This window comes from Pseudooceanicola sp. HF7, from assembly GCF_011806405.1.
Lineage (GTDB): Bacteria > Pseudomonadota > Alphaproteobacteria > Rhodobacterales > Rhodobacteraceae > Pseudooceanicola.
This window is the reverse complement of the sequence record NZ_JAATOW010000001.1, coordinates 111,743-135,020: the sequence shown is the minus strand read 5'-3', so window position 1 is coordinate 135,020 and position 23,278 is coordinate 111,743. Positions and strand designations below refer to the sequence as shown.

At 66.8% G+C, this 23,278-nt stretch carries 20 protein-coding genes and 1 tRNA gene; 10 read left to right on the top strand and 11 right to left on the bottom strand.

Features of this window, described 5'->3' with window-relative positions; genetic code table 11:
* Positions 1-253: 253 nt before the first annotated feature.
* On the bottom strand, positions 254-2,056 hold the full coding sequence (locus HCZ97_RS00605; protein ID WP_167686711.1) for an ABC transporter transmembrane domain-containing protein: 1,803 nt from the start codon (positions 2,054-2,056) through the stop codon (positions 254-256).
* Between the two features lie 387 nt (positions 2,057-2,443).
* On the opposite strand from HCZ97_RS00605, the gene HCZ97_RS00600 reads away from it, so the two are divergent.
* Both HCZ97_RS00600 and HCZ97_RS00595 read left to right on the top strand, forming a co-directional pair.
* Entirely contained in the window at positions 2,444-2,935 is a 492-nt protein-coding gene (locus HCZ97_RS00600) for a (2Fe-2S)-binding protein (protein ID WP_368484298.1), read from the top strand.
* A gap of 48 nt (positions 2,936-2,983) precedes the next feature.
* Positions 2,984-6,343, top strand: a complete 3,360-nt coding sequence (locus HCZ97_RS00595) for a molybdopterin cofactor-binding domain-containing protein (RefSeq protein WP_167686710.1) — start codon at positions 2,984-2,986, stop codon at positions 6,341-6,343.
* A 41-nt stretch (positions 6,344-6,384) separates the two neighbouring features.
* On the opposite strand, the gene HCZ97_RS00590 is transcribed toward HCZ97_RS00595, so the two are convergent.
* Positions 6,385-7,545, bottom strand: coding sequence for an aminotransferase class V-fold PLP-dependent enzyme (locus HCZ97_RS00590; protein WP_167686709.1), 1,161 nt, complete (start codon positions 7,543-7,545; stop codon positions 6,385-6,387).
* 450 nt (positions 7,546-7,995) lie between these two features.
* On the opposite strand from HCZ97_RS00590, the gene HCZ97_RS00585 reads away from it, so the two are divergent.
* The 4 genes from HCZ97_RS00585 (at position 7,996) to HCZ97_RS00570 (ending at position 11,299) form a co-directional block, all read left to right on the top strand.
* The gene (locus HCZ97_RS00585; protein WP_167686708.1) at positions 7,996-9,150 is read left to right on the top strand and encodes an acyl-CoA dehydrogenase family protein; all 1,155 of its coding nucleotides are present in this window, start codon (positions 7,996-7,998) and stop codon (positions 9,148-9,150) included.
* 137 nt (positions 9,151-9,287) lie between these two features.
* Entirely contained in the window at positions 9,288-9,644 is a 357-nt protein-coding gene (locus HCZ97_RS00580) for a hypothetical protein (RefSeq protein ID WP_167686707.1), read from the top strand.
* A 208-nt stretch (positions 9,645-9,852) separates the two neighbouring features.
* On the top strand, positions 9,853-10,596 hold the full coding sequence (locus HCZ97_RS00575) for an SDR family NAD(P)-dependent oxidoreductase (protein ID WP_254871268.1): 744 nt from the start codon (positions 9,853-9,855) through the stop codon (positions 10,594-10,596).
* Positions 10,597-10,798: 202 nt separating this feature from the next.
* Positions 10,799-11,299 carry a flavin reductase gene (locus HCZ97_RS00570; RefSeq protein WP_175581604.1) on the top strand — a complete coding sequence of 167 codons (501 nt, stop codon included), beginning with the start codon at positions 10,799-10,801 and terminating at the stop codon, positions 11,297-11,299.
* Positions 11,300-11,308: 9 nt separating this feature from the next.
* Here HCZ97_RS00570 and HCZ97_RS00565 read toward each other — a convergent pair whose 3' ends face one another.
* Positions 11,309-11,794: a MarR family winged helix-turn-helix transcriptional regulator gene (locus HCZ97_RS00565; protein ID WP_167686705.1), complete on the bottom strand. Its 486-nt coding sequence runs from the start codon at positions 11,792-11,794 to the stop codon at positions 11,309-11,311.
* Positions 11,795-11,948: 154 nt separating this feature from the next.
* Between HCZ97_RS00565 and HCZ97_RS00560 the strand changes: the two genes are divergently transcribed.
* Genes HCZ97_RS00560 through HCZ97_RS00550 form a run of 3 tightly spaced genes read left to right on the top strand, consistent with a single transcriptional unit; the run spans position 11,949 to position 14,821 of the window.
* On the top strand, positions 11,949-12,965 hold the full coding sequence (locus tag HCZ97_RS00560) for a TRAP transporter substrate-binding protein (RefSeq protein WP_167686704.1): 1,017 nt from the start codon (positions 11,949-11,951) through the stop codon (positions 12,963-12,965).
* Complete coding sequence (locus tag HCZ97_RS00555) at positions 12,962-13,498, top strand: TRAP transporter small permease (RefSeq protein ID WP_167686703.1); 537 nt, start codon at positions 12,962-12,964, stop codon at positions 13,496-13,498. The genes HCZ97_RS00560 and HCZ97_RS00555 overlap by 4 nt, the downstream gene beginning before the upstream one ends.
* Positions 13,499-13,522: 24 nt before the next feature.
* A complete protein-coding gene (locus HCZ97_RS00550; protein ID WP_167686702.1) occupies positions 13,523-14,821 on the top strand; it encodes a TRAP transporter large permease in 1,299 nt (432 codons plus the stop codon).
* A 344-nt stretch (positions 14,822-15,165) separates the two neighbouring features.
* On the opposite strand, the gene adh is transcribed toward HCZ97_RS00550, so the two are convergent.
* A complete protein-coding gene (adh, locus tag HCZ97_RS00545) occupies positions 15,166-16,683 on the bottom strand; it encodes an aldehyde dehydrogenase (RefSeq protein WP_167686701.1) in 1,518 nt (505 codons plus the stop codon).
* Between the two features lie 130 nt (positions 16,684-16,813).
* Positions 16,814-17,767, bottom strand: a complete 954-nt coding sequence (locus tag HCZ97_RS00540) for a GAF domain-containing protein (protein WP_167686700.1) — start codon at positions 17,765-17,767, stop codon at positions 16,814-16,816.
* Between the two features lie 167 nt (positions 17,768-17,934).
* Between HCZ97_RS00540 and HCZ97_RS00535 the strand changes: the two genes are divergently transcribed.
* Positions 17,935-18,008: transfer RNA gene (locus HCZ97_RS00535), tRNA-Gly, on the top strand.
* Positions 18,009-18,033: 25 nt separating this feature from the next.
* Here the strand turns inward: HCZ97_RS00535 and HCZ97_RS00530 are convergent.
* The 6 genes from HCZ97_RS00530 to HCZ97_RS00505 form a co-directional block, all read right to left on the bottom strand.
* Complete coding sequence (locus HCZ97_RS00530) at positions 18,034-19,269, bottom strand: FAD-binding oxidoreductase (RefSeq protein WP_167686699.1); 1,236 nt, start codon at positions 19,267-19,269, stop codon at positions 18,034-18,036.
* Between the two features lie 118 nt (positions 19,270-19,387).
* The gene (locus tag HCZ97_RS00525) at positions 19,388-19,804 is read right to left on the bottom strand and encodes a phage holin family protein (protein ID WP_167686698.1); all 417 of its coding nucleotides are present in this window, start codon (positions 19,802-19,804) and stop codon (positions 19,388-19,390) included.
* A 1-nt stretch (position 19,805) separates the two neighbouring features.
* The gene (locus HCZ97_RS00520; protein ID WP_167686697.1) at positions 19,806-20,168 is read right to left on the bottom strand and encodes a YqjD family protein; all 363 of its coding nucleotides are present in this window, start codon (positions 20,166-20,168) and stop codon (positions 19,806-19,808) included.
* A gap of 151 nt (positions 20,169-20,319) precedes the next feature.
* On the bottom strand, positions 20,320-20,976 hold the full coding sequence (locus HCZ97_RS00515; protein WP_167686696.1) for an SOS response-associated peptidase: 657 nt from the start codon (positions 20,974-20,976) through the stop codon (positions 20,320-20,322).
* Between the two features lie 3 nt (positions 20,977-20,979).
* Entirely contained in the window at positions 20,980-21,288 is a 309-nt protein-coding gene (locus HCZ97_RS00510; RefSeq protein ID WP_167686695.1) for a DUF1992 domain-containing protein, read from the bottom strand.
* Between the two features lie 392 nt (positions 21,289-21,680).
* Positions 21,681-23,249 (bottom strand): bifunctional UDP-sugar hydrolase/5'-nucleotidase, encoded by a 1,569-nt coding sequence (locus HCZ97_RS00505; RefSeq protein ID WP_167686694.1) that lies wholly within the window; start codon positions 23,247-23,249, stop codon positions 21,681-21,683.
* Positions 23,250-23,278 lie beyond the last annotated feature (29 nt).

Here is a 23,278-nt window from a genome sequence, read left to right as displayed (position 1 = left end):
CAAGAGTTTCCCGGATGGGAATTTGCGCAAGTGTTACGCTGCGTTGAAGGTCCGTCAACGTCGCGTATCCCGCGCGCCTCACCGCAGCAACCCTGCGTCAGGTCAGAAGAAACAGATAAGCGTTCCGGGGGGCCAAGACAATCTCTCTGCCGCGCCCGGGCACAGGCCGCGGCCATGATCCAGCCATGAAAAAGGGGCAGCGGCCACCCGGCCCCTGCCCCTGTTGCTTTACGGCGCCTTGGGCCCGAAGCGCTCAGGCGGCGGCAGAGCCATCGGTGAACTGCAACCGCGCCAGGCGGGCGTAAAGACCGCCCTGGGCCACCAGCTCGTCATGGGGGCCTTCGGCGACGATGCGGCCCTCGTCCATGACCACGATGCGATCGGCCTTCTTCACGGTGGCCAGGCGGTGCGCCACGATCACCGTGGTCCGCCCCTGCGCCAGCCGCTCGATCGCCTGCTGCACCAGCCGCTCGCTTTCGGCATCCAGCGCGCTTGTCGCCTCGTCCAGCAGCAGCACCGGCGCATCGCGCAGGATGGCCCGCGCGATGGCGATGCGCTGCTTCTGGCCGCCCGACAGCATCACGCCGCGTTCGCCCACCGGGCTTTCATAGCCCTCCGGCAAGGCGCGGATGAACTGATCCGCCGCGGCCGAGCGCGCGGCCTCCTCGACCTCTGCGTCCGGCGCACCGGGCCAGCCGAAGCGGATGTTCTCGCGCGCAGTATCGGCAAAGATGACCGGATCCTGCGGCACCAGCGCGACGGAGCGGCGGAAATCACTGCGCGCCATGGCGCTCAGGTCCACGCCATCCAGCAACACCCGGCCCTCGGCGGGATCGTAGAAGCGCTGGATCATCTGGATGATCGTCGATTTCCCCGCGCCCGAGGGGCCCACCAGCGCCACGGTCTCTCCCGGGCGGATGGTCAGGTTCACCGCGTCCAGCGCCGGGCTGCCGGGCCGCGACGGGTAATGGAACGACACGTTTTCAAAGGTGATCTCGCCGCGCACCGGATCGGGCGGATCCAGCGGCTTGACCGGATCCTTCACGCTGTCCTCAACCGACAGAAGCTCGACCAGGCGCTCCGTGGCGCCGGCGGCGCGCTGCAGCTCGCCCCAGATCTCGCTCAGCGCGGCGACGGCCCCGGCGACCATGACCGCGTAGATCACGAATTGCACCAGCGCGCCGGACGACATCGTGCCCATGCGCACGTCCTGCGCGCCGATCCACAGCACGCCGACCACACCGGAGAAGACCAGGAAGATCACGATGATCGTCATCACCGCCCGCGTCAGGATGCGCGCGATGGCGGACCGGTAGCTTTCCTCGGTCACCTGGTCGAAGGCGGCGCGGCTCAGCCCCTCGTGGGTAAAGGCCTGCACCGTCTGGACCGACAGCAGCGCCTCGCTCGCATTGCCGGAAGAGGCCGCGATCCAGTCCTGGTTTTCCTTGCTCAGCCGGCGCAGGCGGCGGCCCAGCGTCAGGATCGGCACCACCACCAGCGGCACCAGCAGCAACACCAGCCCCGTCAGCTTGGCAGAGGTGAACAGCATCAACCCCATGCCGCCGATGAAGATCAGCACGTTGCGCAGCGCGACAGAGACGGAAGAGCCGATGACCGACTGGATCAGCGTTGTATCCGTGGTGATCCGGCTCAGCACCTCGCCGGTCATCGTGGTTTCGTAAAACGCCGGGCTCATGCCGATCACGCGGGCGAAGACCGCCTTGCGGATATCGGCCACGACCCGTTCGCCCAGCTTGGTGACCAGCGCATAGCGCAGCCCGGTCCCGATGGCCAAAAGGCCCGCGATCCCGATGGCGGCGCCGAAATACTTGTCCAGCAGCCCGATCTGATCAGAGTTGAAGGTATCCACCACCCGGCGCACCGCGATCGGCAGGATGAGCGAAACAGAGGCCGTCAGGATCAGCGCGGCGATGGCCCCAGCCATCATGCCGCGATAGGGTTTCAGGAAGGGCCAGAGCTGCCTGAGCGCGCCAACGCGGCGGGATTTTTCACGGTCAAGGGCAGCCGTGTCGAGTGTCGTGGGTCTTCGGGCCAAACCATCCTCCGGGTTGCGGGCAAGGTTTTCATGGCCCCCGCGCGGCCCCGGGTCAAGCAGATGGGGGCAAATGCCGCCGAAACGGTCACTTTGTCCCAAGCCGTCCGATCCGGCCTCTTGCGGGCTTGACGCGCACCACCTGCCATCTGTTTCTATGCATACAATCTCGCTCCGCCCAGCCGCGCCCGGGCCCGGCCTGTTGATGAAGGCGCAGGAAAGGCCTCTGGGTAGTTGAGCAGCAGGCCGATCCGTGGCTCACTGGCGCAAGGCTAAAGACGGTGACAAGACAGACCCGAAGGCAACATCCGGGCGAAACACCAAGGGAAGGGAACTGGCGTGACAGGCTTCAAAGGGCGACGGGCGTGAAAAGGTGACAGGCATTACAAAGTGACTGGCGAGAAACGGGAAATCTCGGTGCAGGTGAACGCCGCCCGCCATGCGCTCTCGGTCGATCCCGGCCGGATGCTGCTGGACGTGCTGCGGGCAGAGCTTGGACTGAACGGGCCGAAATACGGCTGCGGCCTGGCCCAGTGCGGCGCCTGCACGGTGCTGGTGCATGGCGTGCCCGCGCGGTCCTGCCTGCTGCGCATGCACCGCGTCGAGGGCGCCGAGATCACCACGCTGGAAGGGCTTGCCGCCCCCGATGGCACCCTGCATCCCGTGCAGGAAGGCTTCCTCAAGGCCCAGGGCGCGCAATGCGGCTACTGCCTGAACGGCATGGTCATGACCTCCGTCGCGCTTCTCAGGCGCACGCCCGACCCGTCAGAGGCCCAGATCCGCGATGCCCTGCGCCACAACATCTGCCGCTGCGGGGCCCACGTGGAGATCATCGCCTCGGTCCGTGCCGCCGCCAAGCTGATGCAGGCCGCGGATGACTGAGCTGTCCCCGGCGAAACCGCCCGCCTTCCGCCCGCCAGAGGCTGCGAGATGACCCTGACCCTCACCCGTGCCACGCCCCGCGGAGCGGAAACCTTCCTGGTGGTGCACGCCGATGGCACCGCCACCGGCTTCAACGGGCATGTGGACCTCGGCACCGGGATCACCACCGCCCTGGCCCAGATCGTCGCGGAAGAGCTCGACCTGCCGCTGGGGTCCGTCACCATGACGCTGGGCGACACGGCGCAGACGCCGGACCAGGGGCCCACCATCGCCTCTGAAACGATCCAGGTCACCGCCCGCCCCCTGCGCACCGCCGCCGCCCAGGCCCATGCCTGGCTGCGCGCCGCCGCCGCCCTGCGCCTGAACGCCCCGCCAGAGGCCCTGCACAGCGCCGATGGCCACTTCCTGCACGGCGACACCTCCCTGCCCTATGCAGAGCTGCTGCGCGAGCCGGTGGTGCTGGAGCTTGACCCCGACCACCCGGTGAAGGACCCTGCGAGCTACCGCGTGGTGGGCGCCAGCGCCCCGCGCCACGACCTGCCCGCCAAGCTGACCGGGAACTTCGACTACATCCAGGATGTCCGCGTGCCGGGCATGGTGCATGGCCACGTGATCCGCCCGCCCTACGCCGGGCGCGATAGCGGCGATTTCATCGGCCACTCCTTGCTGGGCTACGACGAAAGCGCCATCTCCGGGCGCGACGGCTACCTTGGCGTCCACCGGATCGGCGATTTCCTGGCGGTGCTGGCCACCCATGCCCATATCGCCCGCCAACTGGCAGAGGCCCTGCCGGTGGACTGGGCCTTGCCCCCGGATCTGCCGGACATGGAGGAGGCCGCGCAAACGATCCGTGCCCAGCCCTCCACCCCGCGCCTCTGCGAGGCAAGCGGCGATATCGACACCGCCCTGCAAGAGGGCACGCGGCTGGACCGCTCCTATTCCTGGCCCTGGCACATGCATGGCACGCTTGGCCCCTCCTGCGCGGTGGCGGACTGGAACGGCGGGCGGCCCCCGGGCTGGGCCGGCACCCAGAACCCGCACATGCTGCGCGGGGACCTCGCGCTGCTGGTGGAACTGCCCGAAGAGGCGATAGAGATCCGCCGCCACCAGGCCGCCGGCTGCTACGGGCGAAACTGCGCCGATGACGTGGCCGGGGATGCGCTGCTGCTGTCGCGCGCCTGCGGCAAGCCGGTCTCGGTCCAGTTGACGCGCGCGCAGGAAATGCTCTGGGAACCCAAGGGCGCCGCCCAGATCATGGATGTCTCCGGCAGCCTCAGGGACAGTGCCTTCCACGGCTACCGCTTCGACAGCTGGTATCCCTCCAACCGCGGGCCCAACCTGGCGCTGCTGCTGACCGGCCGGATCAGCCCCGAGCCGCGCCCCTCGGACATGGGCGACCGCACGATCATCCCGCCCTACCGGGTGCCCCACAAGCAGATCACCGTCCATGACATGGCCCCCATCGTGCGCGCCTCCTGGCTGCGCGGGGTCTCTGCCCTGCCCAATACCTTCGCCCATGAAAGCTTTGTCGATGAGCTGGCGGCAGAGGCCCAGGAGGATCCGGTCGCCTTCCGCCTGCGCCATGTCGACGATCCCCGCCAGGCGCGGCTGATCCGCGAAACCGCCGAAAAGGCCGGCTGGGAGCCCCGCCGCACCCCGCGCCTGAAGCGCGACGGGCGCATGGCCTATGGGCAGGGCTTTGCCTTTGCCACCTATGTCCACGGCCCCTTCCCGGGCCTGGCCGCCGCTGCGGCAGCCTGGGTGGCGGATGTGGCGGTGGATACCGAAACCGGCGAGGTCACCCTGACCCGCGTTGCCGTCGGCCAGGACCAGGGGCTGGTGATCAACCCCGAGGGCGTGCGCCAGCAGATCCACGGCAATGTCATCCAGACCGCCGCCCGGGTGCTGCGCGAAGAAGTCAGCTTTGATGCGATCTCCGTCAGCGACCGCAGCTTTGCCGATTACCCGGTCGCCAGCTTCGACCAACTGCCTGAGATCCGCACCCATGTGATCGCCGATCCCGCCGATCCTCCGCTCGGCACCGGCGAAAGCGCGGCCGTCCCGGCAGCGGCGGCCATCGCCAATGCGATCTGGGATGCCACCGGGGTACGGATGCGCCACGCCCCCTTCACGCCGGAAAAGATGCGCGAAGCGCTCGGCCATGCGCCCCGGCCCGCCGCCCTGCCCGGCCCCGAAAAGCCGCGCCGGCGCAACCTGAAGCTCATAGGGCTGATGGGCAGCGCGGCGGCGGTCTTCGGGCTGGGGCTGTCGCTTCTGCCCGGCATGCGCGCCATCGCGCCCGCCACGCCGCCCGCCGCCGGGATCTACACAGCCGACACGCTCCAGCGCGGGGCGGACCTGTTCGCGCTTGGCAATTGCGCCTCCTGCCACACGGCAGAAGGCGGCGCCCCCAGTGCCGGGGGCCGCGCGATAGAAACGCCCTTCGGCACGGTCTATTCCACCAACCTCACTCCGGACGGGGAAACCGGCATGGGGCGCTGGTCCTATACCGCCTTCGCCCGCGCCATGCGGCAGGGGATCTCGCGCGATGGGCGCCACCTGTTCCCCGCCTTCCCCTACACAAGCTTCACCCGGATGGCAGAAGACGACCTGCAGGCGCTCTATGCCTACCTCCAGACGCTTGAGCCGGTGCGCAACGCGATCCCAGAGGCACAGATGGCCCTGCCCCGCGCCGCGCTGGCGGGCTGGAACCTCCTGGACCTGAAGACCGGCACGCTGAGCCCTGACCCTGCGCGCAACGCCGAGTGGAACCGGGGCCGCTACCTTGTGGAAACCGTCGGCCATTGCTCTGCCTGCCACACGCCGCGCAACGCGCTTGGGGCGGAACGCGAGGTGGCCGCGCTGGCCGGAGCAGAGGTCAACGGCTGGTACGCTCCGCCTCTGGCAGGCAGGGTCCCCGGCGGCTGGTCAGAGGACCAGCTGCGCGCCTATCTCTCCACCGGGGTGGCTGCCGGGCGCGCCGCCGCCTCCGGCCCGATGGCAGAGGTCATCGCGGGCCTCTCCACCCTGCCGCCGGCCGATATCGCCGCCATGGCGACCTACCTTGCGACGCTTGGCACAGGCCAGCCCGCCGCGCTGACCCAGCGCGTGATGCCGCCGCCCGGACGGATGTCGCGGATCTACGACAGCGCCTGCGCCTCCTGTCATGAACCGGTCTTTGCCGACAGCGCCACCGTGGCGCAGGTGCCCCTTGGCACCAGCCCGGCCCTGCGCGCGCCCAGCCCGCAAACCGCCGAAAAGGTCATCGCAGAGGGGCTGCTGGCCCCCGAGGGCACCGCCCTGCACGACATGCCCGCCTTTGCCCGCGAACTCCCTGCCGCCGATATCGCCGCGCTGGCGCGCTACCTGCGCAGCCGCTACGCGCCCGACCTGCCGGCATGGGAATAAGGCGTGGGAGTAAGGCGTGGGAGTAAGCCGCCCGCCCCGGCTCAGATCCCCGAAAGGGCCTCTGCCAGGTGGCCGATCTCCTCTTCCGTGGTCAGGTAGCTGACAGAGGCGCGGATCACCCCGGCCTGCGGCAGATCCACCAGCGGCCCGTAGGCGGCCGGCACCGCATTGACCGTGATCCGCTGATCGGCCAGCCGCTGCATCACCTCTGCCGGGGACAGGGCCACATGGGTGAAGGTGGTGATATGGCTCTCTGCCAGGCCCTCTTCGCGCAGGCGCACCCCCGGCACCGCCCGCAGCGCCCCCCGAAGAGAGGCCGCCTTGCCGAAACTGCGCTCCGCCAGCGCCGCCACGCCCAGCTCTGCGGCCAGGCGCACCGCGGCGCCCAGCCCCAGGATCCCGGCGGGCGCGCATTCGTTGCTCTCGAACCGGCCAGCATCCGCGCGCAGCTCCGGCGCCGTGCCGGTCCAGCTGGCCGCGCGCACGTTCAGCCCGCCGGGCGTGAGCCGCTCCAGGAAATCCTGCCGCACGTAAAGGATGCCGCTACCCTTGGGCCCGCGCAGCCCCTTGCGCCCCGGCGCGGCCAGCACGTCACAGCCCAGCGCCGTCACGTCCACCGGCACCACGCCCAGCGCCTGGGCCGCATCCAGGAAATAGGGCACCCCGGCGGCGCGCGCGATCCGGCCGACCTCGGCCACCGGCTCCGCGATGCCGCAATGGGCCGGCATCCAGGTCATCACGATCAGCCGCACGCGATCGTCCAGCATCGCCGACAGCGCGCCCGGATCGCTGCGCCCGTCCGGCCCCGCCGGGATGACCTCAAGCCGCGCGCCACGCCGGGCGCAGGCCTGCATCAGGGTAAAGACATTGCCACCCCACTCATGGCGCCCCACCAGCACCCGATCCCCCGGTTGCAACTCGGGCAGCGCCGCGAAGGCCGCGTTCCAGGCCTGGCTGGACCCTTCGGCAAAGGCGACCTCGGAGGGCTGCGCGCCGATAAGCGCCGCCACCTCCGCCCGCACCCCTTCCCGCGCGGGGACAGAGGCCACCCCGGCCTCATGCGGCGCAAGTCCGGCCTCTGCCTCAAGATGGGCGACCATGGCCGACAGCACCTGCACCGGCACCAGTCCGCTGCTGGCCGCGTTGAAATGCACGACATTGCCGATGGCCGGCGTGGCGCGGCGCAGCTCTTCTATATCCATGAGGCAGGCTCTCCTGATGCGTGTCGGGCCCACGCTAGGCCAGCACTTGCATCCGGGAAAGCCCCGGTGTGCAGCGCGCCCCGCCCACAGAGGCTTCGCAGAGCCGCGCGTAAATGCCATGCTGCCCGAAGGCCACGCCCGGCCAGCCAGCCCCCCTGCCCAGCCCCGCCGGGAAAACATGCTTTTTCACGTTTTTTGCCCAAGGATCCGACCCTAGGGAAAGAAAGTCCTTTGGGTTGAGCGCTATTACGGTAATATTGACGTAAATCAAGGACAGCCGATGACCTCTGACCCGATTCCCAGCCCCTGCTGCCCAGCCGCCCCGGCGCGGCCCGCAGCCCGTGCTGGACGGGTTCTGCCGGGCAACCGCACCGCCCCCGAAGGCCGCGCCGCAAGGCTAGGTCCCTCCGGCCCGCAAACCGCCCCAAGCTGCCACGCGAAGGAGATTGCATGACCCCCGACACCCTCTTGGACAGCCCCGCGCCCGATCAGCCCATCACCCTTGATGCCGTGCTGGAAGAAATCCGCGCCCGCCGGATGGAGTTCGACGCAAAGTGCCATGTCCCCCGTGACATGGTCGCCAAGCTCAAGGCGATCGGGGCCTATCGCGGCATCGTGCCCAAGCGTCTGGGCGGCGATGCCCTGCCGCCCCAGGACTACCTGAAGCTGATCGAGACGATCTCGATGGCCGATGCCTCCACCGGCTGGGTCGCCAGCTTCGGCATCTCCTGCACCTACCTTGCCGCCCTGCCCCCGGCGACCTTCGAAGAGATCTACGGCAAGGATCCCAATACCACCTTCGCCGGGGCCATGTTCCCGCCGCAGCTGGCCAGGCCGAACGGCGACAAGCTGGTCGTCTCGGGGCGCTGGCCCTGGTGCTCTGGCTCCATGGGGGCCGATGTGATCGGCGTCGGCATCAAGATAGAGGGCGAGGCCACGCCGCTGCCCCGCGCCGCGCTGTTCCGCGCCGACCAGGTAGAGATCGACCAGTGCTGGGACACCATCGGCCTGCGCGCCACGGGCTCCCATGACATCGTCATCGACGGGGTCGAGGTCGACATGGACTGGACCTTTATCCGGGGCGGCAAGCCGCAGCAGGACGACCCGATCTACCGCTATCCCACCGTGGCCCTGGCCGCCCATGCGGTGGCGGTCGTGGCGCTCGGCTCGGCCCGGGAGTCGCTGGAATGGCTGAAATCGGATGCCGCGCAACGGGCCTCCATCACCGGCGCGCCCAATCCCGGCGCCCGCCCCCATGTCCAGGCCGATGTGGCCAAGGCAGAGGCCAAGCTGCGCGGCGCGCGGGCGCATTTCTTCGAAACGATCGAGGAAGCCTGGGACCAGCTCCTTACCCAGGGTGAGGTCGATCCCGAACTGACCCTGCGCACGCGCCTTGCCTCTACCCACGCGGCACAGGACTCCGCAGAGGTGGCGCGCATCGCCTTCTCGCTGGGGGGCTCGGATTCCATCCGCACCGGCCATGTGCTGGGCCGCTGCATGGTGGATACCGCCTGCGCCGCACAGCACGCCTTCATGAACTCCGGCAGCTGGACCTCTGCCGGGGCGGGCATGTTCGGCCAGCCCACCCCTCCGGGTTTCCCCTGAGGACTTCTTAACACCGCCTTCCGCCCCCGCGCGGAGCGCACCGACGTAATACCGACGTGATACCGACGCAAAACAGACGTCGTACCGACACCGAAAACAGGCCCCGAAACGGGGCAGAAAAGACAGGGACATTGCCCATGACCGACCCACTTCGCACGCTGCTTTGCTTCAACAACCACGGCACGTTTTTCAGCCTGCCCTTTGACCAGATCGGCCCGGTCTGGCAGGCCACGCAGGAACTGATGTCCGGCATCGCCAAGCTGGAAGGCGTTGAGATCGTTGGTACTTTCGATGACGATCAGACCATGGTCGGCGCCTCTCAGGGCTTCCCCTTCACCTGGTACATCCTGGCCGATTTCCCCGATCGCGAGACGGTGCAGGCCGCCTGCAACCTGCTGCGCACCATCGTCGTGGGCGAGGGCAATGACCGGCTGTGGAAATACATGACCGTCGAAGCCCGCATGGGCCGCGCGCTGGAAATCCCCGACCTGTAATAACCCGCCGGAATCTTTCACAGATTCCGGCCCTCAATACCGCCCCGCAAGGGGCACACTCCAGCAAGGAGCGGACCATGACCCCCGTTCACCTCTCGTCCTTCGGCCCGACGACCCTGCCAGCGCGCGGCGCGGTAAGGGTTTCTTCGCCCGCAGCCCGCATCCTGCCCACCACGCGGGGGACCCACTGATGGCAGCGCCCGCGGCAATGGATGTACAAACCGCCGTCATCACCGGCGCCGCCAGAGGCGTCGGCGCTGAAATCGCCCGCGCCCTGCATGGCGCCGGCTTCCGCGTCCTGCTGACGGACGTGGATGAACCCGGCTGCCAGGCGCTCGCGGCAGAGCTTGACCCGGCGCTGGACATGGCGCGCGCCGAAACGCTCGACGTGGGAAAGCCCGAAGACTTCCAAAGGGTTCTGGACAAGGCCGTCGCAGAGATCGGCGCGGTGCAGGTGCTGGTGAACAACGCCGCCCTCACCAAGGCCCAGCCGGTGCTGGACATCACGCCCCAGGAGTTCAACGCGATCATGGCCGTGAACGCTGGCGGCACCTTCGCCGGATCCCAGATTTTCGCACGTCATTTCAAAGACATGGGCTATGGCCGCATCGTCAACATGGCCAGCCTTGCCGGTCAGAACGGCGGCACCGCGACGGGGGCGCATTACGCGGCCTCCAAGGGCGCGATCATGACCCTGACCAAGGTCTTTGCCCGTGACCTCGCGCCCTTCGGGATCACTTGCAACTGCATCTCTCCCGGCCCGATGGACAGCCCCATGGTGCATGATATCGTGGGCGCGGACCGGATGGAGGGGTTCCTGAAAAACATTCCCGTCGGCGATCTTGGCGATCCCAAGTTCGTCGCCCAGCTTGTCGCGCTGCTGGCCTCTCCGGCGGCCAGTTTCGTCACCGGCGCCTGTTGGGACGTCAATGGCGGGCTCTTCATGCGGTGAGGAAATACCAAGAGAACCCAAGGACTTGTCCGCCGGACACCGAAGCCTTTCGGCAATAGCGGTCCTTGAGGAACAGCCCCCGGCCTCCCTGCCCCTTCCCTTGAGGGGACGGACAGGGCAGACAGGGGGAAAGCTGCCAGCCGCCCGCCCCGGGATCCCGCGGGCAGGGCAGATCCGGGGCCACGGCATTTAAGGAGCGCCCATGACGAGCCAGAGCGATATCGAGATCCAGACCTTCCGGGAGGGCATGGCCCGCCTCGGGGCCGCGATCACCGTGCTGACCACCGATGGCCCGGCCGGGCAGCATGGCATGACCGCCTCTGCCGTCTGTTCGGTGACCGACAGCCCGCCAACCCTGCTGGTCTGCGTGAATCGCCAGAACCGCAGCCATGACATCTTTGTCGAAAACGGCGTGATCGCGGTCAACGTGCTGGGCGGCAAGCACCGGGACCTGTCCCGCGTCTTCGCCGACAGCAACGCCGGAGAGGAACGCTTTGACGCCGCCGCATGGCGCCGCATGGTCACCGGCGCGCCGCTGCTCAGCGATGCGCCCGTGGCCTTTGACTGCCGCATCTCCGACAGCTCTACCGTGGGCTCCCACACGGTCTTCTTCTGCGAGGTCCAGGCGATGGAGCTGGCAGAGGGCCCATCGGAAAGCCTGATCTGGTTCGGGCGGGATTTTCACCACCTGACAGTGGATTAAGCGATGACGCTAAGGTTCGCCCCGGCCCTGCAGTTCCCCAAGCCGCGTGAAGACGCGCTGCAGAAGGCTGTTGAGAACCTCGCGCTCATCGGTGGTGAAATCGCCGAAACTGGCGGCAAAGACCTCGTCCGCGATGGCACGTGCCTCCTTGCGGCGCGCATCGCCAAGGGCGGTCAGCGTCACCTCCGTCACCCGCGCATCGCTGGGGCGCGACCGGGTGGTGACCAGCCCGTCCGCCATCATCCGCTGGATGATCTTCGTGGCCGTGTTGAGCTTGATGATGCAAAGGTCCGAGATCTCGGAGACGCTCAGGTACTCGTCCTCGTAAAGCGACATCAGCACCCGCCAGCGCGGCACGTCCAGGCCCACCGGCTTCAGCCGCTTTTCCATCGTCAGGAAGTAGCGCGCAGAGGTGCGGGTGATCCAATAATAGGGCCAGTCCTGTTTGCGGAATCGGCCCTCGACATCGCTCTGCGGGTCGGGAAGATTGTCCATGCTGCCTCTTTTCTCGCCCCTTGGCGCCGCACCGCGTTCACAGGTTGCCGTAACGTGGCAAGTTATGTGAAAATACGTCAAAAATACCAAGAATGGTCACGTGAACATTCCTATAATTCGCAAAACCGACCTCCAACTCAACAGGGAAACTGCAATGCTCTTCAAGAAGCTTAGCCTCTCCGCCTGTGCCGTCATGGCACTTTCGGCCCCCGCCCTTGCCCAGACCACGCTGACCGTGGCGAACTGGCTGCCCCCGACCCACCCGCTGGTGTCCGAGGTGATCGTGCCGATGACCGAGCAGATCGAGGAAGCTACCGCAGGCGCCGTCACCGCCAATATCCTGCCTGCCCCCCTGGGCCCGCCCCCCGCGCATTATGACTTTGCCGTCAACGGGGTAGCCGATATCACCTTCGGCGTGCAGGGCTATTCCCCGGGCCGTTTCAAGACCACCAACCTGGCAGAGATGCCCTTCCTCGGGGACAGCGCAGAGGCCGTCTCGGTCGCCTACTGGCGCACCTGGGAAGAGATGCTGAAGCCCGCCGGCGAATATGATGAGGTCAAGGTCCTGGCCGTCTTCACCCACGGCCCCGGCGAGATCTTCGTCAAGGAAGGCGATGTCTCTGCCACCGATTTCCTTGACGGCAAGAAGATGCGTGTCGGCGGCGGCATCATCCAGGAAATCACCACCGCGCTTGGCGCCGTCCCGGTCGAAGGCCCCTCTTCCAAGGCCTATGAGCTGCTCAGCCAGGGCGTGGCGGACGGGATCTTCTTCCCCTATGAATCGGTGAACTTCTTCGGCCTGATCCCGCAGCTTTCCGAAGGCATCTCCGTGCCCGGCGGGCTTTACAACACCTCCTTCTACATCGTCATGAACAAGGCGAAATGGGAAAGCCTGAGCCCCGAGGTGCAGGAGCAGATCGACAGCGTCACCGGCGAATCCCTGGCCCGCCTGGCCGGGCGGATGTGGGACCGCGCCGACGCCAAGGGCCTGGAGGCGATGGAGGGCAAGATCACCGTGACCTCCGCCACCCAGGAACAGGCAGATGCCTGGACCGTCGCGCTTGAGCCCATCGTCGAAGCCAAGATGGCAGAGATCGCCTCCACCGGTGTCGATGCCGATGCGGCCCTTGCGATGATGCGCGAGGAAATCGCCCGGGTCGAAACTGAATGAGCCCGACCCCGGCTGAAACCTTTGCCCGCGGCCCGGAGGCGTCCACGTCTCCGGGAGCGGGCCATCACCGCTGGCCACGCCGCGTGCTGGCGGTGGTCTGCGGGCTGATCCTGCTGGCCATGATGGCGCTGACCGTGGCCGATGTTCTGGGGCGGTACCTGTTCAACTCCCCCCTGCTCGGGGCCACGGAAGTGACGGAAATGCTTCTGGTTTCCGTGATCTTCATCGGCCTGCCCGCAGTCTGCATGGATGACGACCACGTCACCGTGGACCTGGTGACCAGCCAGATGCCCGCCTGGATCCAGCCCTGGCGCAAGGCGCTTCTGGCGCTCGTCTCTTCGGGGATCTTCGCCATCATCTCCTGGCGGCTCTGGATCTACGGAGACCAGATTGCCGGTTACAACGGCGTCACCAATTCGCTTCGCATTCCCGTGGCTCCCTTCGCCTGGGGCTGCTCCATCTGCGCCGCCGTCGCGGTGCTTGTCACGCTGTACGTGGCGCTGCGCGATCTTCGCCGTGCGCTGCGTCGCTGAACGCTGACCGCAAGGCCGTAACACATGTCCCTCCTTTCCTCCTGGCCCCTTGGCATGGGGCTCCTGCTGGTGCTGCTGCTTGTCGGCCTGCCGATCTCCGTTGCGCTGACGCTGATCGGGCTGTTCGGCACGGTGTCGATCATCGGCTTCAACCCGGCCCTGTCGCTGCTGGGCACGACCTTCTTCGACCAGGGGCGCAACTACTCGCTTTCCGTCCTGCCGCTGTTCCTGTTGATGGGCAATTTCGTGGTGCAATCGGGCATCGCGCGGGATCTCTATGACGCGGCCCATGCCTGGCTGCGCCACCGCAAGGGCGGGCTGGCGCTGGCCACGGTGATCGCCTGCGGCGGCTTCTCCTCCGTCTGCGGCTCTTCCATGGCGACGGCGGCCACGATGACGCGGATCTCCCTGCCCTCCATGCGCCGCTTCGGCTATCCAGATGAGCTTTCCACGGCCTCCATCGCCGCCGGGGGCACGCTGGGCATCCTGATCCCGCCCTCGGTGATCCTGGTGTTTTACGGCATCATGACCCAGCAGGACATCGGCAAGCTCTTCCTGGCCGGCATCATCCCCGGCCTGCTGGGCGTGCTGGGCTACACCCTTGCCGTGGTGATTTCCGTGAAGTTCCGCGGGCTTGAGCTGGCAACCGAACCCAAGCTGCCCCTGGCCGAGCGCTTCCGGGCGCTGCGCGGCACGCTGGGTGCGATCGTGCTTTTCGTCTTCGTGATGGGCGGCATCTACCTGGGCGTCTTCACCCCCACGGAAAGCGCCGGGATGGGGGCTGCGGGGGCGCTGCTGCTGACGATCCTGTCGGGCAAGTTCTCGATCTCCACGGCCTTTGCCACGCTCTTTGACGCGGCCAAGACCACCGCGATGATGTTCTTCATCCTCTTCGGGGCGCTGACCTTTACCAACTACGTCAACCTCTCGGGCATGACCCGCGACATCCAGGATTTCGTCACGTTCTTCGGCGAAGGTCCCTGGGCGGTTATCCTGACGATCCTGGTGATCTACCTGGTGCTGGGCTGCGTGCTGGAGGGGCTGTCGATGATCATGCTGACGGTGCCGATCTTCTACCCCGTTGTGCAGGCGCTTGGCTTTGACCTGATCTGGTTCGGCATCTTCGTCGTCGTCATCACGGAGATTTCCTACATCACGCCGCCCGTCGGCATGAACGCCTTCGTCCTGCGCTCTGTCGTCAAGGACGTGGAGCTGGGCACGATCTTCCGGGGGCTGCTGCCCTTCGTCTTCATGGACATCATCCGCGTGGCGCTGCTGATCGCCTTCCCGGTGCTGGTGCTGTTCCTGCCCAACTCCATGTAACCGGGTCGAAATCCCCCACCTAAACAAGGAAAGGGGCGAAGCCGCTGTCACGGCTTCGCCCCTTCGGGGCTGCCCTGGGGATAGGCCCTGGGGTTACCCCCTTGCGACGGGGGCTCGGGTGCGGCGCCTGGGGCATGGTCAGGAACCACAGCTGCGCACCCGTGGTCGGGGCCCGGGCGCCCCGCTGGCGAACGCAGCCGCTTCGCTGTCATCTCCATAGGAGGGCTGAAGGAGGATGAACCGCGGCCGGCGCCGGTCCTGGTCCCGGCGGCACAAGGGAGACTGCCGTTCAGGACCGGGTGATGCGCGGGGCCACACCGGGCCCCGCGGTCGTCACGTGCGGATCAGAAGAACCCAAGCTTGTTGGGGTTGTAGCTGACCAGCATGTTCTTGGTCTGCTGGTAATGGTCCAGCATCATCTTGTGGTTCTCGCGCCCGATGCCGGACTGCTTGTAGCCCCCAAAGGCCGCATGGGCCGGATAGGCGTGGTAGTTGTTCACCCAGACGCGCCCGGCCTCGATCCCACGACCGAAGCGGTAGCAGGTGTTCATGTCGCGCGACCAGACGCCGGCGCCCAGGCCGTACATCGTGTCATTGGCGATCGCCATGGCCTCTTCTTCGTCCTTGAAGGTGGTGACAGAGACGACTGGCCCGAAGATCTCTTCCTGGAATACCCGCATCTTGTTGTGGCCCTTCAGGATGGTCGGCTGGATGTAATAGCCGTTCTCCAGCCCCTCGACCTTGGCCGCGCCGCCGCCGGTCAGCACCTCTGCGCCCTCTTCGACGCCGATGGTCAGGTAGGACAGGATCTTCTCCTGCTGCTCTGCGCTGGCCTGGGCGCCCACCATGGTCTCCATCAGACGGGGATCGCCCTGGTTGATGGCCTTCACGCGGGCAATGGCGCGTTCGATGAACGCTTCATAGATGTCCTCCTGGATCAGCGCGCGCGAGGGGCAGGTGCAGACCTCGCCCTGGTTGAAGGCAAAGAGCACGAAGCCCTCGATCGCCTTGTCCAGGAAGGCGTCATCCTTGGCCATCACGTCGCTGAAGAAGATGTTGGGGGACTTGCCCCCCAGCTCCAGCGTGACCGGGATCAGGTTCTTGGTCGCGGCCTTCATGATGATGCGCCCCGTCTCCGTGGAGCCGGTGAAGGCGATCTTGGCGATACGGTTGCTTTCAGCCAGCGGGCCGCCCACCTCTGCGCCATAGCCGTTGATGATGTTCAGCACGCCATCGGGCAGCAGGTCCGCGATGATCTCCATCAGCACCAGGATCGCTGCCGGGGTCTGTTCTGCCGGTTTCAGCACCACGCAATTGCCCGCCGCCAGCGCCGGTGCCAGCTTCCAGGCCGCCATCAGGACGGAGAAGTTCCAGGGGATGATCTGCCCCACCACGCCCAGCGGCTCATGGTAGTGATAGGCCACCGTATCCGCGTCGATCTCGGACATAGAGCCTTCCTGCCCGCGCAGCACCCCGGCGAAATAGCGGAAGTGGTCCACGGCCAGCGGAATATCTGCCGCGGTGGTTTCGCGGATCGGCTTGCCGTTGTCCCAGGTCTCTGCCGTGGCGATGATATCCAGGTTCTCTTCGATGCGGTCCGCGATCTTCAGCAGGATGTTGGACCGTTCAGCAGCAGCGGTCTTGCCCCAGGCCTCCTTGGCGGCATGGGCGGCATCCAGCGCCAGCTCAACGTCCGCCGCGCCCGAGCGGGCCACCTGGCAGACGACCTCTCCGGTGATCGGGGTGATGTTGTCAAAGTACTGACCCTCCACCGGGGCCACGAACTTGCCGCCGATGAAGTTGTCGTAACGCGTCTTGAACGGCGAGGTGAAGTGCCCCGCAAATTGCGTCATCTCGTTCATGATGTCTCCTCCTGTTGCGCCGGGTCCTCCACCCGGTGTCCGGGTCATCTGGACCCGCGGGGGACGATTCGTCAGGAGGGGGGCGCGGGCCGGTGGGCCGCACCTGTCTCAGGGCTGAGACATGTTGCGCCTATTCGCTGATGCCCAGGCGCTTCATCCGCCGGTACAGCGTGGCCCGCCCGATCCCAAGCGCCCTTGCGGCCTCTGATACGTTGCCACCCGCGCGGGTCAGGGCGCGGACCACGGCGGCCCGTTCGGCCTTTTCAAACCCTGTCGGTCCGTCGCCGCGCCCGAAGATGTCCGAGGCCGGGCGGGGCTTAAGCGCCCCCGTCGGCTCAAGCCCAAGCGCCTTGCGCGCATGGCGCGTGGCCCCCACCACGATGTCATCGGAATCCACCGCCAGCAACATGGAGGTCGCCTGGTCACCGCTGTCGGCCACCACGATGCGCGCACCCGGGAAGGAGGCGCGGAAATACTCTGCCTCGATCGCGCGGGCGGTCTGTTCGACGGTGGCCGCGATCAGGCGGTTGAAGCCTTCGGTCTGATCGGCGCGGGCCGAAGAAACATCAAGCGCGGCAACAAGTTGGCCATCGGTGCCGAAGATCGGCGCATCCATGCAGCTCATGCCGATGTTGCGCGCCATGAAATGTTCGTCGCGGTGAATGATGACCTGGCGTTCCTCCGTCAGGCAGGTGCCGATGCCATTGGTGCCCTCTGCCGCCTCGCTCCAGTCCGCGCCGGGGGTCAGCCCCCAGTGGCTGAAGACCTCTTCATCCGCCATGGCACAGCGCCGGTCCAGCACGATCCCGCTCTGGTCCGTCAGCACCACCGCGCAGCCCGAGTTGCCCACCAGCCCGAAAAGCTGGTCCAGCTGCGGGGCGGCCACGGTCATGAAGCGATCCAGCCGCCGGCGATGATCGCGCAGGTCCGCTTCATCCAGCTTGCGGCCCGCGCCGCGCGTCGCCGGGTCCAGCCCGTGCCGCTCTGCCGAGCGCCGCCAGGAGGCCGCCAGCCAGGACCGCGCAGCCGCGGAGCCCGAGTTCACGGCCTGCATCACGGTGTCGATATGGCGTGTCTTGTCCATGATCAGCCTCCTCCCCTGCCGTCATAGATAGACAGGAAAGCGGCATCTGACAATTTGCCCTGTCAATTGTCCGCCGATCCGCACCGTCAGACGGGTTTCGGATCGCGCCTGCCGCAACTACCCGCTTGACCCTGACAGCGGTCGGAAATATGTCTGATCCCCGTTGAGCGGGTATGGTGTAATGGTAGCGCCCTAGCCTTCCAAGCTAGTCGTGCGGGTTCGATTCCCGCTACCCGCTCCAACTCTCCCCCAATCAAATCAGCCTGTTACAGGAAGCGCTCCACCCCGTAGGGTGCGGGATCAATGGCCGGTGCCCTGCCGCCCAGCAGATCCGCCACCAGCGTTCCCGTGGGCGCGGAAAGCGTCAGCCCCAGGTGGCTGTGCCCGCAGGCCAGCATGACGGCGGGATGGCCGGGGACGGGGCCGATCACCGGCAGGCTGTCCGGGGTGGAGGGGCGCAGACCCATCCAGGGCCTGCCATTCGCCACGGAGAGCCCCGGCAGCACCTTCTGGGCATGGCGCGCCATGACCCGGGCCCGCGACCAGCGCGCCCCGGCCCGCGTTCCCGCCAGCTCCACCTTGCCACCGATCCGCAGACCCATGTCCATCGGGCTCATGTAATAGCCCGACTCCACCACGCAGGTCGGGCGGGTCAGGCGCACACCGGGATTGGGAATGGTGGTGTTGTACCCCCGCTCGGCCTGCAGCGGCAGGCGCAGGTCCATGCTGCGGCACAGGGCGACCGAATGGATGCCAGCCGCAACCACGACCTGGGGATGCCGACGGATCTCTCCCCCCGCCAGGGTGATCCGGGCGGTCAGGCCCTGCCCGTCCAGCGCCTGAACCTCTGCCTGTTCGAACCGCCCGCCCGCCTTCAGGAAGGCCGCGAAGAGGCGACGCACCAGCTGTTCGGGGTTCACCGTCTGTTGCAGGTCCAGAAGCTGGTAACCCGCTGAATAACGTTCGGAAATCGCGGGCTCCAGCGCGCGGATCCCATCCCCGTCGAGCGCCCTGAAGGCTACGCCAAGGCGCGCCATCTCCTCCCATTCGGCGGCGTGGCTGCGCCGGGCGGCCTCTGTGCGGAAGATATGCAAGCCGCCGCTGTCGCGCCGCAGGTCCTGCGTGCCGGTGCGGGCCAGAAGCGCATCGGCATCCGGCGTCACGCGGCTGAGCAGCGCCCCAAGCGCCTCTGTCACCTCTGCCACCCGTTCGGGGCGAGAAGCCGCGAGGGCCCGCAGCCCCCAGGGCACAAGGAACGGCAGGTATCGCAAGCGGATCGACAGTGGCCCCTGCGGGTCCAGCAGCATGCGGGGCAATTGCTTCAGCAGGCCGGGGGTGAATTCCGGCACCACGGCATAGGTGGCGAAGACCCCGGCATTCCCGCGCGAGGCCCCGGCTGCCGGGCCGTCGCGATCATAGATCACGACCTCAGCCCCCCGCGCCTGAAGCGCCAGGGCACAGCTGACCCCGATGATGCCCGCGCCGATTACCGCGACCTGCATGTCACCCCCGCTTTCACCTAATCCCTCAAGGGAACGGCAAATCGGACGGCGTTGAAAGCGAAAAAGCGCCCCTGGGGGCGCTCTTCCGGTTCTCTTGCGATCCTGTCCCGAAGCATTCTTAGCTGTAGGGCCCGCCCCGTGGTGCATAGGGATCCGCGGGGGGTGGCGGCGGCGGAGGCGGCGGTGCAGCCGCAGCCTTGCGTGCGCTGCCTGCCGCGATCCCGGCGCCGACACCCTGCATGAGCGCGGTGATGATCCCAGTCATGGAGCCGGCGGCGGGCGGTTCCGTATGGGACGGATGCGCCATGGGCACCGGGCGGTCGATGGAGGCCAGCGCCATCAGCACCAGTCCCAGCCCGAAGTAGACCCCGCCAATCACCAAGGCGGCGAAGAGCGACGAGCGGATCTCTGTCAGGTAAAGCCAGGCGGCTGCCGTCAAGAAGCCCAACCCGATCATTATCATGACCAGGGCCCCAAGGGAGTAGCCCGCCTTGCGGGCGGCCCTTGAGACCGCGTATTTCAATGATCCGAACATGTTATCCTTTGCGGTTGGACATCAGCAGCCCGATCAGGAAGCCCACACCGGAGGCGATGGCGACTGCGGCGGCGGGGTTTTCACGCACCTTGCCTTCGGCCCGGGCATAGGCTTCGCGGGCCTGGTCTTCTGCCCGGTGATACTGGGCTTCGGCTTCGCCGCGCAGCTGCTCTGCCTTGGCCTTGGCCGCACCCGTGTAATAGGACTTCTGCGCCTGACCGTATTCGCCGATCAGCTTGGTCAGCTCAGAGACATCCTTTTGCAGCTCACGCAGCTGCGCCTGGATATCGGCAGAGTCCGTTTCGGTTTTCTTCGCATTCGCGACAGTCGTCGCGGCAGTCTTCGTTGCGCTGGCCTCGGCCATTTGAACACCCTCCAATGGGAACCACATTCTGTAGTTACAACGGTGCCTTGGCCCCAAGGTTCCATAATGATTGACGCAGCGCAATCTTTTCTGCCGGCACCCTGCCCCGGATTCGCGGAAAGATCCCCGAAAACAGCCCCTTGAGCGGCGCTCACTCCACCACGACGGGCTCCATCAGTTCTGGCCCGCTGGCGCGGTTGGAATTGACCTCGGTGCTGACGCGGTAGCTTTCCAGCACCCCGGCGGCGGCCGGCTTCATCAGCAGCGCCGCGCCCTTCCCCGCCTCTCCCAGCCAGAGCGGCCAGTCCTTCGGCTCAAGGATCACGGGCATGCGGTGATGGATGGGCTCCAGCACCTCGTTGGCCGATGTGGTGACGATGGCGCAGGTGACAAGATGGTCCTCTCCGCGCTGCCATTCCTGGAAAATTCCAGCCATGACAAGCGGTTGCCCGTCGGTGCGCCGGATGAACCAAGGGAGTTTCTCAGCCCCGTCGCGGTTCCATTCGTAAAAGCCCGCCGTCGGGATCAGACAGCGCCGCGCGCGACAGGCGGCGCGGAAGGCGGGCTTTTCGGCGATGGTTTCGGCCCGGGCATTGATCAGCAGCGGGCCATCCGTGGGGCTCTTGTACCAATGCGGGAGGAAGCCCCACCGCATCGCCACAAGGCGCCGCCCGTCGCGCACGACGCTGATCCGGGCGGTGGGGCAGACGTTGAAATCAGGGCCCTCCGGCAGGTCATTGGCAGGGGCGGCATCGAAGAGCCGGGCCATGGCCTCTGGCGGCAGGGTGGTGGCGAAACGGCCGCACATGGTTCAGCGTGACCAGCTTTTCTTGGCCATGTCGATCCGCGCTTCCATCATGGAGATCTCCTTCATCACGCGGCGGCGCTCCGTGCGGTCGGGTTCCTCGCGCAGCTGCAGGCGCAGCGCTTCGAGTTCCCGGGCCAGAAGGACATGGGGCGGCACGCCGCCGGCCTCTTTCGTGAGGCGGTTGAGCAGGGCGTTTTCCGGATCATCGCACTCGGGCAAGGGCTTGCCCGCGCCGGGCAGGTCATCGAAATCGCCCCGGGCCTCCGCTTCGCGGATCCGGGCATCGATCAGGTCGATCAGCGGATGATCCATCGCTTTCCCTCCGGCGCGCGTTCTTGTCGGGACCGCGGCCATTCTAGCCAGCCCCGGCCCCGGCGGGAAGCCGGTTAACGGGATCTGACCGGGCCGCGCGGTACGGCGGTGCCACGGAGGCGGCGAATCAGCCCCGAAACGCTGGTTAACAAGGGGGAAGAGCCACCCGAGCCACGTCTGTATCGCGTCGGTATCACGTCGGTATTACGTCGGTGTTTCTGTCGGTATCTGCCCGGGTTAACGCAGCGCACGGTCCGAAAGGCGCAAAACGCCCGCCGGAAGAACCTTTCCGGCGGGCGCTGCTGTTTGCGGCCCAGGGCGCGGGCCTGTCGGTCTGGCGGATGCCCCGGGAGGGCGGGCGGAGGCCACAAGGCCCCTGCCCGCCCGCGTGCTTACTTCTGGGTGATCCGGTCTTCTGTGTAGGGCGTGTAGGGCGCGTTTTCGGCCAGGTAATCGGCCACCACCTCTGCCACGTCGGGACCGTAGTCATAGGCATTGGCGGCGTCCTTGAACATGGCGTAGCCATCGCCCCCGTTGCGCACGAAGTTGTTGCTTACCACCAGGTAGGTCGCTTCCGGGTCGATCGGGGCCCAGCCTTCGCCATCGGCCACCATGACATCGCTCACGCGGCTGCCGACCTCTTGCGAAAGGTCGAAGGTGAAGCTCATGCCGCCGACCTGCGGGAAGCGCCCGCCGCCGTCCTCGACCTGGGAGACACCGTTTTCAAGCGCCTCGATCATCGTGGCGCCGGTGACCTCGAACGTGGCCAGCGTGTTCTGGAAGGGCAGCACGGTGTAGACCTCGCCCATTGTCACTTCGCCCGCGTCGATGGAGGCCCGCAGACCACCGCCATTGGTGATCGCCAGGGTCACGCCCTGGTCGGCCACGCGGTCCAGCATGGCATCGGTGACAAGGTTGCCCATGGAGCATTCCATCGCCCGGCAGGAGGTCCGTTCGCCGTCGATCGCCTCTGCCGTCTCACCGATCACCTTGTTGCGGATCTCATCCAGCGGCGCGGCGGCCTCTGCGATGCGGTCCAGGGTGGCGGAATCCTCGGTCACGGCGGCATCCATGATGATCGGCGCACCAGCGGCTTCCAGGATGTTGCCCTCATCGTCGAAGGTCACGTTCAGCTCACCCAGGAACTTGCCATAGGCATAGGCGGACACGATGGCGACGCCGTTGACCATGGTCGGATAGGGCCCCTCTGCCCCCTCCATGTCGCCCAGCAGGGTGTTGGTATGCCCGCCGACGATCACGTCCACGCCGGTCGTGCCCGAGGCAACGGCCTGGTCAACGCCGTAGCCCGAGTGGGACAGAACGACGATCTTGGTCACGCCCTCTGCGGTCAGCTTGTCGACCTCTCCCTGCACGGCGGTGATGGAATCGGTGAACTTCACGTTCGGCCCGGGCGAGGAAATCTCTGGCGTGTCCTCGGTGGTCAGGCCGATCAGGCCGATCTTTTCGCCGCCCACCTCAAGGATGGTGGATTTCTGGATCGCGTCGGCCAGCATCGGCTCACCGGAGACATCGGCGTTGGACATCAGCACCGGGAAGCCGACCGCATCCATGAAGCCGCGCAGCACCTCTGGGCCATCGTCGAATTCGTGGTTGCCCACGGTCATCGCGTCATAGCCTTCCTTGTTCATCATCTCTGCGGCCAGCTTGCCCTTGTAATAGGTATAGAACAGCGTGCCCTGGAACTGGTCCCCGCCATCAACAAGGATGGAGTTCTCTGCCCGGTCGCGGGCCTCTGCGATGGCGGTGACAAGGCGGGCGGAGCCGCCAAAGCACTTCCCTTCGGCGTTGTCCTCTGCGCCGCAGGTCGAATCGTACTTGCTGACCGGTTCGAAGCGGGAGTGGAAATCGTTCGTATGCAGGATGGTCAGGGAGTAATCGGCCATGGCGGCGCTCGCCGTCAGGGCGAGCGCGGCGGTGCCGGCGAGAAGGCGGAATGACATAGTCGGGTCCTCATCTGAACGCGTTCAAT

Excerpts from the sequence above, each read along its gene's own strand:
- HCZ97_RS00550 (WP_167686702.1), top strand. The coding sequence starts at position 13,523 with ATGTCCCTCCTTTCCTCCTGGCCCCTTGGCATGGGGCTCCTGCTGGTG.
- HCZ97_RS00570 (WP_175581604.1), top strand. The coding sequence starts at position 10,799 with ATGACGAGCCAGAGCGATATCGAGATCCAGACCTTCCGGGAGGGCATG.
- HCZ97_RS00565 (WP_167686705.1), bottom strand. The coding sequence starts at position 11,794 with ATGGACAATCTTCCCGACCCGCAGAGCGATGTCGAGGGCCGATTCCGC.
- HCZ97_RS00580 (WP_167686707.1), top strand. The coding sequence starts at position 9,288 with ATGACCGACCCACTTCGCACGCTGCTTTGCTTCAACAACCACGGCACG.
- HCZ97_RS00590 (WP_167686709.1), bottom strand. The coding sequence starts at position 7,545 with ATGGATATAGAAGAGCTGCGCCGCGCCACGCCGGCCATCGGCAATGTC.
- HCZ97_RS00510 (WP_167686695.1), bottom strand. The coding sequence starts at position 21,288 with ATGGATCATCCGCTGATCGACCTGATCGATGCCCGGATCCGCGAAGCG.
- HCZ97_RS00520 (WP_167686697.1), bottom strand. The coding sequence starts at position 20,168 with ATGGCCGAGGCCAGCGCAACGAAGACTGCCGCGACGACTGTCGCGAAT.
- HCZ97_RS00505 (WP_167686694.1), bottom strand. The coding sequence starts at position 23,249 with ATGTCATTCCGCCTTCTCGCCGGCACCGCCGCGCTCGCCCTGACGGCG.
- HCZ97_RS00515 (WP_167686696.1), bottom strand. The coding sequence starts at position 20,976 with ATGTGCGGCCGTTTCGCCACCACCCTGCCGCCAGAGGCCATGGCCCGG.
- adh (WP_167686701.1), bottom strand. The coding sequence starts at position 16,683 with ATGAACGAGATGACGCAATTTGCGGGGCACTTCACCTCGCCGTTCAAG.
- HCZ97_RS00560 (WP_167686704.1), top strand. The coding sequence starts at position 11,949 with ATGCTCTTCAAGAAGCTTAGCCTCTCCGCCTGTGCCGTCATGGCACTT.
- HCZ97_RS00585 (WP_167686708.1), top strand. The coding sequence starts at position 7,996 with ATGACCCCCGACACCCTCTTGGACAGCCCCGCGCCCGATCAGCCCATC.
- HCZ97_RS00540 (WP_167686700.1), bottom strand. The coding sequence starts at position 17,767 with ATGGACAAGACACGCCATATCGACACCGTGATGCAGGCCGTGAACTCG.
- HCZ97_RS00525 (WP_167686698.1), bottom strand. The coding sequence starts at position 19,804 with ATGTTCGGATCATTGAAATACGCGGTCTCAAGGGCCGCCCGCAAGGCG.
- HCZ97_RS00555 (WP_167686703.1), top strand. The coding sequence starts at position 12,962 with ATGAGCCCGACCCCGGCTGAAACCTTTGCCCGCGGCCCGGAGGCGTCC.
- HCZ97_RS00530 (WP_167686699.1), bottom strand. The coding sequence starts at position 19,269 with ATGCAGGTCGCGGTAATCGGCGCGGGCATCATCGGGGTCAGCTGTGCC.
- HCZ97_RS00595 (WP_167686710.1), top strand. The coding sequence starts at position 2,984 with ATGACCCTGACCCTCACCCGTGCCACGCCCCGCGGAGCGGAAACCTTC.
- HCZ97_RS00575 (WP_254871268.1), top strand. The coding sequence starts at position 9,853 with ATGGATGTACAAACCGCCGTCATCACCGGCGCCGCCAGAGGCGTCGGC.